This is a genomic window from Mesorhizobium sp. 8, from assembly GCF_006351905.1.
GTDB lineage: Bacteria > Pseudomonadota > Alphaproteobacteria > Rhizobiales > Rhizobiaceae > Mesorhizobium > Mesorhizobium composti.
Genome location: NZ_CP040914.1, coordinates 2,086,156 through 2,100,308 on the forward strand (window position 1 = coordinate 2,086,156; position 14,153 = coordinate 2,100,308).

The 14,153-nt window shown below is 65.7% G+C and carries 11 protein-coding genes; 3 read left to right on the forward strand and 8 right to left on the reverse strand.

The features are described from left to right. Positions 1-89 precede the first annotated feature (89 nt). The gene (locus FGU64_RS10130; RefSeq protein WP_139953135.1) at positions 90-776 is read left to right on the forward strand and encodes a GntR family transcriptional regulator; all 687 of its coding nucleotides are present in this window, start codon (positions 90-92) and stop codon (positions 774-776) included. A gap of 3 nt (positions 777-779) precedes the next feature. On the opposite strand, the gene FGU64_RS10135 is transcribed toward FGU64_RS10130, so the two are convergent. From FGU64_RS10135 to FGU64_RS10170, 8 genes are all read right to left on the reverse strand, one after another. Next, complete coding sequence (locus FGU64_RS10135) at positions 780-1,766, reverse strand: oligopeptide/dipeptide ABC transporter ATP-binding protein (protein WP_136359754.1); 987 nt, start codon at positions 1,764-1,766, stop codon at positions 780-782. Then, on the reverse strand, positions 1,766-2,752 hold the full coding sequence (locus FGU64_RS10140; RefSeq protein WP_139953138.1) for an ABC transporter ATP-binding protein: 987 nt from the start codon (positions 2,750-2,752) through the stop codon (positions 1,766-1,768). The genes FGU64_RS10135 and FGU64_RS10140 overlap by 1 nt, the downstream gene beginning before the upstream one ends. Further along, positions 2,745-4,241 carry an amidohydrolase family protein gene (locus FGU64_RS10145; protein WP_139953140.1) on the reverse strand — a complete coding sequence of 499 codons (1,497 nt, stop codon included), beginning with the start codon at positions 4,239-4,241 and terminating at the stop codon, positions 2,745-2,747. The genes FGU64_RS10140 and FGU64_RS10145 overlap by 8 nt, the downstream gene beginning before the upstream one ends. Beyond that, positions 4,238-5,431: an amidohydrolase family protein gene (locus FGU64_RS10150; protein WP_139953142.1), complete on the reverse strand. Its 1,194-nt coding sequence runs from the start codon at positions 5,429-5,431 to the stop codon at positions 4,238-4,240. The genes FGU64_RS10145 and FGU64_RS10150 overlap by 4 nt, the downstream gene beginning before the upstream one ends. Before the next feature lie 7 nt (positions 5,432-5,438). Beyond that, the gene (locus tag FGU64_RS10155) at positions 5,439-6,398 is read right to left on the reverse strand and encodes an ABC transporter permease (protein ID WP_139953144.1); all 960 of its coding nucleotides are present in this window, start codon (positions 6,396-6,398) and stop codon (positions 5,439-5,441) included. A 15-nt stretch (positions 6,399-6,413) separates the two neighbouring features. Continuing rightward, positions 6,414-7,379, reverse strand: coding sequence for an ABC transporter permease (locus FGU64_RS10160; RefSeq protein ID WP_136359749.1), 966 nt, complete (start codon positions 7,377-7,379; stop codon positions 6,414-6,416). Between the two features lie 56 nt (positions 7,380-7,435). Beyond that, positions 7,436-8,995 carry an ABC transporter substrate-binding protein gene (locus tag FGU64_RS10165; protein ID WP_136359748.1) on the reverse strand — a complete coding sequence of 520 codons (1,560 nt, stop codon included), beginning with the start codon at positions 8,993-8,995 and terminating at the stop codon, positions 7,436-7,438. Positions 8,996-9,289: 294 nt separating this feature from the next. Next, positions 9,290-10,765 (reverse strand): amidohydrolase family protein, encoded by a 1,476-nt coding sequence (locus tag FGU64_RS10170; protein WP_139953146.1) that lies wholly within the window; start codon positions 10,763-10,765, stop codon positions 9,290-9,292. 159 nt (positions 10,766-10,924) lie between these two features. Between FGU64_RS10170 and FGU64_RS10175 the strand changes: the two genes are divergently transcribed. Together FGU64_RS10175 and FGU64_RS10180 are read left to right on the forward strand one after the other, a co-directional pair. Then, entirely contained in the window at positions 10,925-12,502 is a 1,578-nt protein-coding gene (locus FGU64_RS10175; RefSeq protein WP_139953148.1) for an ABC transporter substrate-binding protein, read from the forward strand. Between the two features lie 131 nt (positions 12,503-12,633). Further along, positions 12,634-14,118 (forward strand): amidohydrolase family protein, encoded by a 1,485-nt coding sequence (locus tag FGU64_RS10180; RefSeq protein WP_139953149.1) that lies wholly within the window; start codon positions 12,634-12,636, stop codon positions 14,116-14,118. The last annotated feature ends 35 nt before the right edge of the window (positions 14,119-14,153 follow it).

Here is a 14,153-nt window from a genome sequence, read left to right on the forward strand (position 1 = left end):
TGTCTACAATAATGCTCTCAAAATTGCGAGCGCTGCCGATTGACATTTATTTTCCCATGACGCTTGTCTGCATCACGGCGGAGACGGAAATGACCGAGCGAATCGAAATATCGACACAGCAGATCGTTGAGCGCGTCTGGCTCTCCATCGCCGAGCGGCGCCTGCGCCCCGGCGTCCAGCTCAAGGAAGAGCAGCTTGCCTCCATCTTCGACGTCAGCCGCGCGCGCGTGCGCCAGGCGTTGGTCGCCCTCGAGCGCGACGGGCTGGTGACGATCATCCCCAACCGCGGCGCCTTTGTCTGCCAGCCGTCGGTCGACGATGCCAAGGACGTCTTCCACGTGCGCCGCTGCGTCGAGCGCCGCGTCGTCGAGCGGCTTTGCGAGGCCAACACCAAGGCCGACCTCACCCGGCTGCGCAACCATGTCGCCAAGGAGAGGCTCGCCAACGAGAAGGACATGACGACCGATATCATCAAGCTGTCGGGCGGCTTCCACCTGCTGCTCGCCGAAATCGTCGGCTCCGACTTCCTGTTCGGCACCATGCGCGACCTGATCGCGCGCACCTCGCTCATCACCGCCGTCTACCGCAACAACAACCGCTTCAACTGCGGGCCGGACGAGCACGCCGAGATCGTCGAAGCGATCGCCAAAGGCGACGCCGAAAAGGCGATCCGGCTGATGGAGCATCATTTGGAGCATGTGGAGTCCGAACTCGACCTCAACGAGATTCGCCGCCCCTCCAACGACCTCAGGGCAGCCCTGGCTTTCTCCGCCTGAGGATCAGGCCGGCACCGGCACGTCTTCCACCAGGTGACAGGCGACACGCGTGTTGCTGGAAAGCGTGCGCACCGCCGGAACCTCGGCCGAGCAGCGCGCCGTCGCCAGCGGGCAGCGCGGATGGAAGGTGCAGCCGGATGGCGGCTTGAGCGGGCTCGGCACTTCGCCCGGCACGACGACGCGGTCGCGGTTCGGCTCCTCGATGTTGGGGATCGTCTGCAACAGCAGCTGCGTATAGGGATGGCGCGGATCGGCGAAGATCGTCTCGGTGTCACCTTCCTCGACGATGCGGCCGAGATACATGACCGCGATGCGGTCGGACATGTGGCGCACCACGCTCATGTCGTGGCTGATGAACAGGTAGGTGAGGCCGAATTCGTCCTGGAGCCGGCGCATCAGGTTCAGCACCTGCGCCTGCACGGAGACGTCGAGCGCCGATGTCGGCTCGTCGCAGACGAGGAATTCCGGCTCGCTGGCGAGCGCCCGCGCGATGGAAATGCGTTGGCGCTGGCCACCGGAAAACTCGTGCGGGAATTTTTCCCCGTCGGACGGCGACAGGCCGACCGTCAGGAGCAGTTCCTCCACCCGGTCGCCGATTTCGGCGGCGGTCTTGCGCAGTTTCAGTTCGCGCAACGGCTCGGCGATGATGTTCTTCACCCGCCAGCGCGGATTGAGCGAGGCATAAGGGTCCTGGAAAATCATCTGGGCGGACAGCGGCGCGCCGCTCCGGCCCGGTGCGAAGCGGATCTCGCCGCTGTCGGATTTATGCAGCCCGGTCACCAGCCGTGCCACCGTCGACTTGCCGCAGCCGCTCTCGCCGACAAGGCTGAGGCAGCCGCCGGCCGGAACGGCGAAGCTGATGTCGTTGACCGCTTGCAGGAGCTGGCGCGGCTTGCCTTCCATCACCCGGTTGAGCCAGGGCGCCGAGACGTCGAACGTCTTGACGAGATGCTCGACGGTCAGCGCCGGTTTCGTTTTGGTCGTGGTCATCAGGCGATCCCTCCCGCGTTCAGCCAGCACGCACTCATGCCGTGGCCGACCGGCGCGAGTTCGGGCCGTTCGCGCGTGCAGCGCGGCCCGGCCGACGTGCAGCGCGGGTTGAAGGCGCAGCCAGCTGGAATGGCGTCCAGCCGCGGCATCGAGCCGTCGATCTGGTTGAGGCGTTCGACACGCGCGCCGAGCGTCGGGATCGAGGCCATCAGCCCGCGCGTATAGGGATGGGCGGGTGCGCGCAGCACCTGCTCGACCGGGCCGATCTCGATCAGCCGGCCGGCATACATCACCGCCACGCGGTCGGCCGCCTCGGCGATGACGCCCATGTCGTGCGTCACCAGCATGACGGCGGTCTGCTTTTCCTTGCACAGCTTGCGCAGCAGCGAAATGATCTGCGCCTGGATCGACACGTCCAGCGCCGTCGTCGGCTCGTCGGCGATGATGAGCTTGGGCGACGCGGCCAGCGCCAGCGCGATCACCACGCGCTGCCGCATGCCGCCGGAGAACTGGTGCGGATACTGGTCGACGCGCTCGCGCGGCGAGGGAATGCCGACATCCTGCAACAAGGCGACCGCCCGCTCCCTCGCCTCCGCCTTGCCGAGTCCGAGATGCTGGCGGATCGTTTCCTCCAGCTGCGCGCCGACCGTGAACAGCGGATTCAGCGAGGTCAGCGGATCCTGGAAGATGGCGCCGATCTCGCGGCCGCGGATCTTTTCCAGCGCGCGGTCGTCGAGATTGTCGATGCGCCGCCCGCCGAGACGGATTTCGCCTTCGGCGATGCGCCCCGGATATTCGAGCAGGCCCTGGATCGCCAGCCCGGTCATCGACTTGCCCGCGCCCGATTCGCCGACGACGCCGAGGATCTCGCCCGGCCGGATATCCAGCGCGACGTCCGACAGCGCCGTCACCACGCCGCGCCGTCCGGGAAACTCGACTTTGAGGTTGCGGACCTGAAGGATCGGCTCGCTGGCTGTCTCACCCATGTGCGTCGTCCTCTATCGGATAGCTCGGCGGGAAGATTTCGGCCACCGGGGGATTGCCCCAGCTTCGCTCGGGATACTTGGCGATCAGGCGGTCGTACTGCGCCTGCGCCTGCCTGCGCGCGGCGGCCATGTCGATGCCGGCGACCTTGCCGGACAGCATGGCGACGCGGCCATCGACGAAGGTGGCGCGCGTGACCTTGCCCGAACCGCCGACAACCAGCGTGGTGATCGGGTCGATGGAGGGCGCCATCGCCACGTCGTCCAGCCCGAACACGGCGATGTCGGCGCGGGCACCGGGCGCAAGCCGGCCGAGGTCGTCGCGGCCGAGCGCCCTCGCCCCGCCGAGCGTCGCGGCGTCGAACAGGTCGGCGCAGCGTATCCTGTCAGGCGCCCGGTCGTTGACGCGGCAGGCGATCAGCCCGACCAGCAGGTTCATCAGCATGTCGGGCGGCGTGGTGTCCGTGCCCATGGCGATGTTGATGCCGCGCTTGCGGCAGGCGGAGAAGGAATTGAGCGTGCTGCCCCCACGCGCCGAAACCAGCGGGCAATGGACGATGGAGACGCCGTGCTCGGCATAGAGCCCGAGGTCTTCTTCGGTGGCGTTGGTGGCGTGCGGCGCGATCAGCCGGTCGCTCAGCAGCCCGGCGCGCGCCAGCCATACGGGTGCCGTGGAGCCATGCAGCTTGCGCACCGTATCGACTTCCATGCCGCCCTGCGCCATATGCAGGCGAATCTTGCAGCCGAGGTCGCGAGCGGCGGCGTCCGTGCGCTCAAGCAGGCCGAGCGTCGAGGTTTCCACCCGGTCGGGAACGAGCATGCCCCGCACCAGCCCGCCATGGCGGCCGTCCTGCCGTTCGATGAAGGCGATGGCGTCTGCGAGCCCGGCAAGGCCGCGCGCCTCGTCGAACACCGGCTCCATGCGGCCGGGCTCCTCCAGCACCATGCCGCCGGAGCGGTAGGCGGGGCTGAGGTAGACTCGGAGGCCGAGTTCGCCGGCCGCGTCGGCGGCGGCGTCGAATTCGGCGACCGTCTCGCCCCACTCGCGGTAGAACAGCGAGGCAATGGGCGCTGCCGTTGTGATGCCGTTGAGCAGAAGCTGGCCGAAGGCGAACCGCTTCTGGAACGCCAGTTCGTCGGGCGAATACATTTCATACGGCCCGCGCTCGATATAGGAGCGCGGCCACACGCGGCCCTTGGCCCAGCCGGGATGATGGTCGATGCCGAGGATGGTGGTGTCGAGGTCCGACAGCGCGTCGAGGTCGATCAGGCCGGGGCTGACGAGCGCCTCGCCGAAGTCGACGCGGCGCGCCACCTCGCCTGAAAAGCCGTGGCCGACGAACAGGATTTCGCCGTTCTCGAATACCACCTCGCCGTTGCGCAACAGCCGATGGGCGCCGTCCTTGTGGCCGAGCACCCAGCTCGCCGTCAAAAGCGTGCGCCCTTCGGGCCGGCGGCCCAGCGGCAGGGTATCGGGGCCGGTCGCGCTCATGGCATGTCCACCACGGCCTTGCCCTGTCGGGCGACGACGCGGCCGCCCTTGACCACCAGCGGGCGCGGCGCCACGTCGACGACGGCATGGGCCAGCGTCTCGCCGGTCAGAAGGGTGAAGTCGGCGTTGCAGCCTTCGGCGATGCCGTAGCCTTCGATGCGCATGACGTCGGCGCCGCCCTGCGAGACGACCGACAGCAGATGCGCCAGGTCGTTGTCGCTGCGCAGGCCGTTCTTCATGCCGATCACCTTGGCGCGGTCGAGCATGTCGGGCTGGCCCCACGGCCCCCAGGTGTCGCGGATACCGTCGCAGCCGCCTCCGACGCGGATGCCGGCTTCCTTGAGCCGCATGATCGACGGCACCGTGGCCGATGGCGCGCCGGTGGTGAGGATGGCGACGTCGAGGGCGGCCAGTTCCTCGATCAGCTGGCCGACGCGCAGATAGTCGTTCATGCCGAGCGCGAAGGCGTGGCTGATGGCGACCTTACCCTGCATGCCGTTGGCGCGGATGCGCTCGAACATCAGTTCCATGGTGAAGGCGCCGAGGTCGCCGACCTCGTGCAGATGGATATCGATCGGCCGGCCGTGCTTCACCGCCAGCGCAAAGAGTGCGTCGAGCTGGCCCTTCGGGTCCCGGTCGATGCCGCAGGGGTCGATGCCGCCCAGCACCTCGCAGCCCTGCCGCAGCGCTTCATCGAGCAGTTCGACGGTACCCGGCATGACCATGACGCCCGACTGCGGGAAGGCGACGATCTCGATGTCGATGATGCCGGCGAGCTTTTCGCGCGTCTTCCACACGCCTTCGACGATGGACAGGCCGTGCGTGGTGTCGATGTCGACATGGCTGCGGATATGGCTGGCGCCGTGCGCCGCCAGGCCGATGGCGTGGCGCATGGACTGACGGTGCGGATCGATACCGATCTCGGTGCGATGCTCGCGCTCGAAATCGATGCGCCCGCGCAACACCGCCGCCCGGTTGTTGACGTGCCAGGGCATGCCCCATGTCGTCTTGTCGAGATGGGTGTGCGCGTCGATCAGGCCGGGGATGGCGATGGCGCCGCTGCCGTCCTCCACCGCCATGCCGGGCTCCGGCTCGAAGCGGCCGAGGCCGGCGATCTTGCCGTTCTTGACGAGGATGTCGCAGTTCGCGCCGGCCATCGGCCGGACGTTGCGGAGCAAAAGGCTGGTCACGCTTATTCTACCTCAGTTTCGGATTCAGGGCGTCGCGCAGCCAGTCGCCGAGCATGTTGACCGCGACGACGAGCAGGCAGAGCTGGATGACCGGGAACAGCACGATCCACCACGAACCGGAGAACAGGAACTGGTTGCCGATGCGGATCAGCGTTCCGAGCGAAGGCTGGCTGGGCGGCATGCCGATGCCCAGGAAGGAGAGCGTCGCTTCCGTCAGGATGGCCATGCCGAAATTGAGCGTGGCGGCGACGAGGATCGGCGTCAGCGTATTGGGCAGGATATGCTTGCCCATGATGCGGCGCGCCGGCACATGGATCAGCCTTGCCGCCTGCACATAGTCCTTGCCGGCCTCGACGATGGTCTGGGCGCGCACGATGCGCGCATATTGCACCCAGGCCGACAGGGCGATGGCCAGCACCAGCACCGCCGAAGCGCCGACCTCGCGCAAGTCCGGCGGCAGCATCTGCCGCACCACGGTGGAAACGAGGATGGCGACGAGGATAGTCGGGATCGACAGGGTGACGTCGCCGATGCGCATCAGCAGGTTGTCGATGAAGCCGCCGAAATAGCCCGACACCAGGCCGGCGCTCATGCCGATGACCAGCGACAGCGCGACGGAGGCGATGCCGATGACAATGGAGATGCGCGTGCCGTAGAGGATGGCCGACAGCATGTCGCGCCCTTGCGTGTCCGTGCCGAGCAGGAACGGCCATTCGCCGTCGGCCTGCCACAGCGGCGGCAGTTCGGCCTTCCACATATCGAGCTGCGCCCCGTCATAGGGGTTCTGCGGGGCGATCAGCGGCGCCAGCGCCGCCGTCAGGATCAACAGCGCCAGCAGCAGGGTGCTGACCATCGCCGTCTTGCTGTGCGTGAACGACCACCACAGGTCGCTGGCGCTGATACGCCTGAACAGGGACGGACGCGCGGGGCGGATTTTCTGCGGGGTTTCGGAGACTTCGGCGGTCATGGGCCAACCATCCTGTTAAGCGGTGCGCAGCCTGGGATCGATCACCGCATAGGCGATGTCGACCAGCATGTTCAGCACGACGAACATGAAGGAGATGATGCACAGATACGCCGCCATCACCGGGATATCGATGAAGGTGACGGCCTGGATGAACAGCATGCCCATGCCCGGCCACTGGAACACCGTCTCGGTGATGATGGCGAAAGCGATCAGCGCGCCGACGTTCATGGCCGTCATCGTCACCACCGGCATCAGGCAGTTGCGCAGCGCATGGCGGAAGTAGATGCGTGCGCGGGTGATGCCCCTCGCCCGCGCGAACTTCACGTAGTCGGAGCGCAGCACTTCCAGCATCTCGGCCCGTACCAGCCGCATGATGAGCGTGATCTGGTAGAGCGACAGCGAGACGGCGGGCAGGATCAGCGCCTGCCGGCCGGACGGTGTCAAAAGGCCCGTCGACCACCAGCCGATCTTGACCACGTCGCCGCGCCCGAAGGCCGGCAGCCAGCCGAAGATGACCGAAAACACCAGGATGAGCAGGATGCCGACGACGAAACTCGGCAATGAGACGCCGACGATGGACACGAACTGCAACCCCTCGGCATACCATCGCCCGCGCTGGATCGCCGTCAGCACGCCGAGCGGGATACCCACGACAAGCGAAATCAGCGTCGCCACCATGACCAGTTCGAACGTGGCCGGGAAACGCTGCCCGATCAGGTGCAGCACGTCCTGGCCGTTGCGGTAGGAGATACCGAAATCACCCTTGGCGGCGTTGACGACGAAACGCACATATTGTGTCGGCAGACTGTCATTGAGGCCGAGACGCTCGCGCATCGCGGCACGATCGGCCTGCGACGTCTGCTCGTTCGCCATCATCTCGACGGGGTCGCCCGCCATCTGAAAGATCAGGAAGGCCAGCATCGCGACGGCGAGCATCACGAAGACCGAGTTGATCAGGCGCCTGACGATGAAGACCAGCATGGGATGCTCCCAATTTCCGGCTGGTCCGGGCACCGTGGCCCGGACCGCCGTCGTTGCTACTCGGAAATATGCGTCAGCCAGCTACGAACCTTATTGTCCGGCAGTTGCGCGATCTTGTCGATCTTGTCCGACATCACCCAGGCCATCGGCTGCTGGTGCAGCGGCAGCATGATGATCTGGTCCTTGACCATGCCGAGCGCCTTGGTTTCGAGCGCCAGCCGCTTCGTCCGGTCCATCTCGGTCGAGGCCGCGACGATCAACTTGTCGATGTCGGGATAGCTCCAACCGCCCCAGTTGAAGACGCCGGCATTGGCCGACCGCGTCTCGATCATCTGCACCAGGATGGAATAGGCGTCGAGCATCGGCTCGGTCGCCCAGCCGATCAGGTAGACGTCGGCCTTGCCGCCGGTGCGCTTGGGCGCCTGCAGGGCGACCGGCGCGATGTCGAGCTGTGGCTTGAAGCCGGCGCGGGTCAGCATGTTGACGATGCCCTGGCACAATTCCTCTTCGTTCACGTAGGCGTCGGTCGTGCACACCATGGTGAACGGCATGTCGGTGGCGCCGGCTTCCGCCAGAAGCTTCTTCGACAGGTCCGGATCGTAGGGGAGCGGCGTGTCGAGATCGGCCGAATATCCGGGAATCTCGGGCGCCACGATCTCGCCGGCGGTGCGCGACTTGCCACGCATGATGCGTTGCTGGATCAGCTTGTGGTCGAGTGCATGGGCGAAGGCCTGGCGCACGCGCAGGTCGTTGAACTTGTTGTCGTCGCCGTTGTTGAGCTTCGGCTTGCGGTTGAAGCCGATCATGATGGTGCGCAGGTCGGTGCGCTCCATCACCTTGAGGCCGGGCTGCGCCGCCAGCCGCGGCAGATCCTGCGAGGGCGCGTTGTCGGTGAAGTTGACCTCGCCCGACAGCAGCGCCGAGACGCGGGTTGCAGCCGAAACGATGGGCGTGAACTCGATGCGGTCGATGTTGGACTGCGACTTGTCCCACCAGTTCGGGTTCTTCACCAGCACGGTCTTGGAGTCGGGAACGCGGCTTTCGAGCATGAACGGACCGGTGCCGTTGGTGTGGTATGTCGCATAGCCCTCGATCTTGGCGCCGACGTCGGTCGGCTTTTCGCTGTCGTTGTCCTTCAGCCAGGTCGCGTCGAAGATGTGAATGTTGGTGAGGTCGTTGAGCAGCAGCGGATAGGGACCGGTCAGCTCGATATCGACCGTATAGTCGTCGACCTTGGTGGAGGATTTGTAGGCGGGCAGGTTGCCGCGCAGCGGCGAAACCGGGTCGCTCACCCGCTTCAGCGAGGCGAGCACGTCATCGGCGTTGAAGTCGGCGCCGTTGTGGAACTTGACGTCCTTGCGCAGATGGAAACGCCACACCGTGTCCGACACCGTCTCCCACGACGTCGCCAGCGCCGGCTCGATCTGCAATTTGTCGTCGTAGCGGACCAGCCCTTCATAGACATGGTTCAGGAAAGCGAGCGTGAAACTGTCCCCGTAGGAATAGGGGTCGAGCGAGAAAATGTCGTGCGAGGCGCCCCATTTGAGGGTCGCCGCATGGCCGGGAAGAACCAGGCTCAATGCCAGTGTGGCCGCCAGGCCGAGTTGTTTCAGCATTCGGTTAGCTCCGCTTCTGGAAGGTTCGCCTCCTTGCATGGAGGTCTCTTTCGGTTTGCCTGCATGGAATAGACGACCGGCGGCAGCTTTCCGCTGCCGCGATCGCAACTCTCCTCGGGCCGAGGCGCAATCATCTGCCTGGTTCAAAGCGCTCTCGGTTCTCCTCCGGGAAAGCGCCGTTCGTGGACCAATGCCTCCGTCCAACTGCACCGATGATAGGCGCGGTCAAAATCGATGTCAACTAAATCGTAGACAATTTTTCCTGTATTTTGGCGGCAAAATCGGACTGCCGTGTCAAACAGCGGGCTGGACGGGTGGCACCACTTTCTCGCTGAAGGTCCGGTACAGCTGCCCCCAGCCCGGATCGTGCATGTGCGCCTGCAAGCCGGCCCGTTCGGCCAGCGCCAGGGCCTCGGCCTGCCCGAATTCCAGCGCCTCGCCCATGTCGGCGGTCAGCACAGTGCCCGCCTCCATGAGGACGCGCCCGTCGACGATGACAGTGTCCACGTCGCTGCCCAGAACCTGATGGACAAGCCGGTGCACCGGCATCCAGTTCGGCATGAGGTGCGGCTTGCGCATGTCGACGATGGCGATGTCGGCTTTCTTGCCGACCTCCAGCGAGCCGATCTCGTGGTCCATGCCGATGGCGCGGGCGGCGTCGATGGTGATCATCTCGAACACCTTGCCGGGCGGCAGGTGGTAGCGGTCGTGGTTGTGCAGCAGGTGCTGCGTCGCCTGCGCGGTCCTGGCGATCTGGAACATGTCGAAATGGCGGCTGGGTGCGGCGCCGTCCGAGGTGATGGCGACCGGCACGCCCCTCGCCATCATCTGCAGGATCGGCGTCGAGCGGCCGGGCGGCGCGTGAGTGACGTAGGTGCCCGTCTCGGCCAGTATGTCGATCTCCTCATGCGAGATGCCCCAGCAATGCTGGAGGTGCACGTCCGGGCCGAGCAGCGCGTTTTCCTTGTCCTGGAAAGCCATGCGGATCTGGCCGGCAAAGGCGTCGGAGTGGATGCGAACGCCCCATTTGCGCGCCGTTTCGCGCACGCGGCGGGCCTGCATGCGATCGTCCGCCGTCAGGTTGACGGCACAGTCCGGCGTCGAGGCGTTGGACGGCTCGACCGACGGCACGATGGTAAACGGCGTCAGGAACACCTTGATGCGCCCGTCCGCATTGCCGTTCACCGTCTCGATCACCGCCTCGGCGCCCTCAATCATCTCTTCGAAGGAAACCGAATGCCGCTCGGGACGGCCACTGTCCCAACGCGTCACCGACTGCGGCCAGGGAAGGCCGGCCGGACCGACGCAGACGATTTCGCGCAAGCCGAGTTCCGCGTAGGCGCGAGCGTGGTTGATGGCGAAGACCGGATCGTCGCTGCGCGGCATGGAAGTGATGATGGAGGCCGCCGTCGTCACCCCGGCGCGCAGCCGCTCCAGGCCGGAGACGAGGCCGTCCGCATACCAGAATTCACGCGTCACATAGTGGTAGTACATCGGCGTGACGATGCGCATCCACAGCGCGTTGGTGTCGGCGGCGATACTGCGGATCAGCGAATGGCCGGCATGGCCGTGCGCGTCGATCAGGCCGGGAATGATGAGCTTGCCGCGGCAATCGACGACCTTCTTGCCGGCGTGACGGGGTGCCAGCTCGGCCGCCGTGCCGATGTCGACGATCCGGTCGCCGGCCGTCGCCAGCGCACCGTCCTCGATGATGCGACGCGTCCCGTCGACGGTGACGATCGTTCCGTGAAGCAGGAGAAGTCCATCCATGGCTGATACCCTCGGTTGTGCAGCGGCAGGCGAATTCAATGTCGATGTTCGGCACCTTAAATGTCGACAATGTCGTTGACAATAGAAATGGCGGCTCCCATAATCCCGCCGGAAAATGCACATCGGTCGCGCAGCGACATACGACATGAGGGAGAGAGCATGTCCCGCCTGAAGAAATTCATCACCTCGGCGCTGCTGGCTGCGGCCATCACGGCCCCCGCTTTCGGCTCGGCCAACGCGGCCACTTTGAAGTGGGGCAGCCGCGCCGACATTTATTCGCTCGACCCGGACTCGGTGGCGTCGACGTCGAACCTCGCCTTCCTCAATCACATCTACGAAGCGCTCGTGCGCTACGACAAGGATTTCAAGATCGAGCCCGCTTTGGCGACCAAGTGGGAGCTGATCGACGGCAAGCGCTGGCGCTTCACGCTGCGCAAGGGCGTCAAGTTCCATGACGGCAGCGACTTCACCGCCGACGACGTGGTCGCCTCGATGAAGCGCGTCACCGACCCGACCTCGCCACTGCGCGGCAACATCCCCCTCTTCGTCGACTGCCAGAAGGTCGACGACTACACGGTCGACATCGGCGTTTCGGCGCCGACCGCGCTGTTCCTCAACGACATGACCAACATCTTCATGTTCAGCGGCAAGTGGCTGAAGGACCACGACAGCGAGAAGCCGACCGACGTCGCCACCAAGGTCGAAGGCTATGCCACCCTCCACACCAACGGCACCGGCCCGTTCAAGCTGGAAAGCCGCGTGCCGGACAGCAAGACCGTGCTGGTCGTCAACGACCAGTGGTGGGACACCAAGAAACACAATCTCGACCGCATCGAATTCCTGCCGATCACCTCGGCTGCGACGCGCGTCGCAGCCCTTTTGTCGGGTGAAATCGACCTGATCGATTCCGCACCGATCCAGAATCTTCCGCGCCTGCAATCTTCGCCCGGCATCGTCGTCAAGAACCGCACCGAGCTGCGCACCGTCTTCATCGGCTTCAACCGCCGCGAGAAGCTGGAGGACGGACGTCCCAGCCCGTTCAATGACATCCGCGTACGCCAGGCCTTCCGGGACACGATCGACCGCGACCTCATCAACAAGAAGGTGATGCGCGGGCTGGCGCGGCCCTCCGGCTCGCTGATCGCACCTGAAATCTCGGGCTACGCCAAGGACCTCGACACCTACGACAAGCCCAATCCGGAAGAGGCCAAGAAGCTGCTCGCCGAGGCCGGCCAGGAAAACCTCGCCTTCACCTACCTGTGCATGAACGACGAGAGCATCAACGAGGAAGACATCTGCTCGGGCATCGCCAACATGCTTAAGCGCGGCGGCTTCCAGCCGACCATCGACATCGGCCCGCGCGCCGTGCAGCAGCCGAAGCGCACCACCGGCAAGGCCGACGTCTTCAATCTCAGCTGGGCCAACGAGCCGACGCTCGACGCCTATTCTCTGCTGTCGCAGGTGCTGTCGACCCGCAACGGCGCCATGGGCGTCTCCAACTACGGCGGCTGGTCGGAGCCTGAACTCGACAAGCTGGTCCAGCAGGCGGCGCAGGAACCCGACACCGAAAAGCGCCTGGCGCTGGAAGCGGCGGCCCTGAAGATCGCCAAGGACAAGGTCATGCTCGTGCCGCTGCACCAGCAGCCGATCGCCTGGGCGATGCTCGACAAGATCAAGAGCGTCGACTTCCGCGCCGACAACAAGCCGCGTCACTGGTTGACGCAGATGGCCGAATAGCTTCGACGTTCCTCCCGAGCCTGGCGAAAGAGCGTTTCAGCGACCCTTGAAACGCTCTTTTGTCATTCGCCGGCCGATGCCGATACCCATGGCGGCGTCGGCCGGCTCTCTTTTTCCCGTTCGGATGCGCCATGACCTCTGATCCTTCCCGCCACCTCGTCCTGGGAGAACGACCGAAAGGGCCGACCCTGCTCACCGCCGCATGGCTGCTCGCCCACCGCGACGGCACGCACCATCTGGTGCCGAACGGCGAACTGGTCATCGACGGCGGCGCGGTCGTCTACGCCGGCCCGCGCTTCGAAGGCAAGGTGGCGCGGCGCATCGACTTCGGCACGGCGCTCATCAGCCCCGGTCTTATCGACCTCGACGCGCTGTCCGATCTCGACACCTATCTTCTGGTGACGGACAACCAGCCGGGCTGGGCCAAAGGCCGCATCTGGCCGCGTTCCTATGTCGAGCGCGGGCCGTACGAAATGTACTCGCCGGACGAACTGGCCTTCCAGAAGCGTTTCGCCTTCGGCCTGCTGCTGCTCAACGGCATCACCACGGCAGCCCCCATCGCCTCGCTTTACTACCGCCAATGGGCCGAGACGGTCGCCGAATTCGACGCCGCCGCCGACGCGGCCGGCGATCTCGGCCTGCGCGTTTTCCTGAGCCCCGCCTACCGCTCCGGCGGCATGGTGCTGGAAGGGCCGGGCCGCATGGAGCCGGTGTTCGACGAGGAGAAGGGCCTCAGCGGCCTCGCCGACGCCATCGCCTTCATCGAGCGCCGGCACGGAAACCATGGCGGCCTCGTCAACGGCATGCTGGCGCCCGACCGCGTCGAGACCTGCACGCTGACACTGCTCCAGAGAACCATGGCCGCCGCCCGCGACCTCAACTGCCGGGCACGGCTGCACATGGCGCAGGGTGCGATGGAACTGGACGTCATGCGCAAGCTGCACGGCGCGACCGGCCCGCGCTGGATGGCCGACCATGGTCTGCTGGGCGAAAGGCTGATCGCGCCGCACGGCACCTATGCGACGGCCGAGGACTTGCGGCTCTACGCCGACAACGGCGTGTCGCTGGCGCATTCGCCGCTCGTCTCGGCACGCATGGGCAGCGTGCTCAACTCCTTCGCCTCCTATCGTAAACTCGGCATCAATATCGGCATGGCGACCGACACCGCCCCACCCGACATGCTGATGAACCTGCTGGCGGGGCTGATCGCCTGCCGCATAGCGGAGAAGAAGTCGGACGCGGTGCGCTCGGCCGAGCTTTTCGATGCCGCCACGCTCGGCGGTGCCAAGGCGCTCGGCCGGACCGACCTCGGCCGGCTCGCCGCCGGCGCCCGCGCCGACATCGCTGTCTTCCGCCTCGACGACCCCTACCTGACGCCGAGCGTCGATCCCGTCACGACGCTGGTGGTGGGCGGCTCGGGCAAGGTTACGCAGGCGACCTTCGTCGACGGGCGACTCTCCATGCTGGACGGCAAGCTCGCCGGCCTCGATATCGTCAAGGCGCGCGAACAGGCGCAGGCCCAGTTCGAAGGCCTTGTGGCGAAATACCCGGACCGCAGCTGGCAACATCCACCGGTCGCCGAGCTTTTTTCGCCGAGCTACCCGCTCTGGAAATAGGCGGCCGATCTTCGGCGCGCAGGATCGCGGAAGTG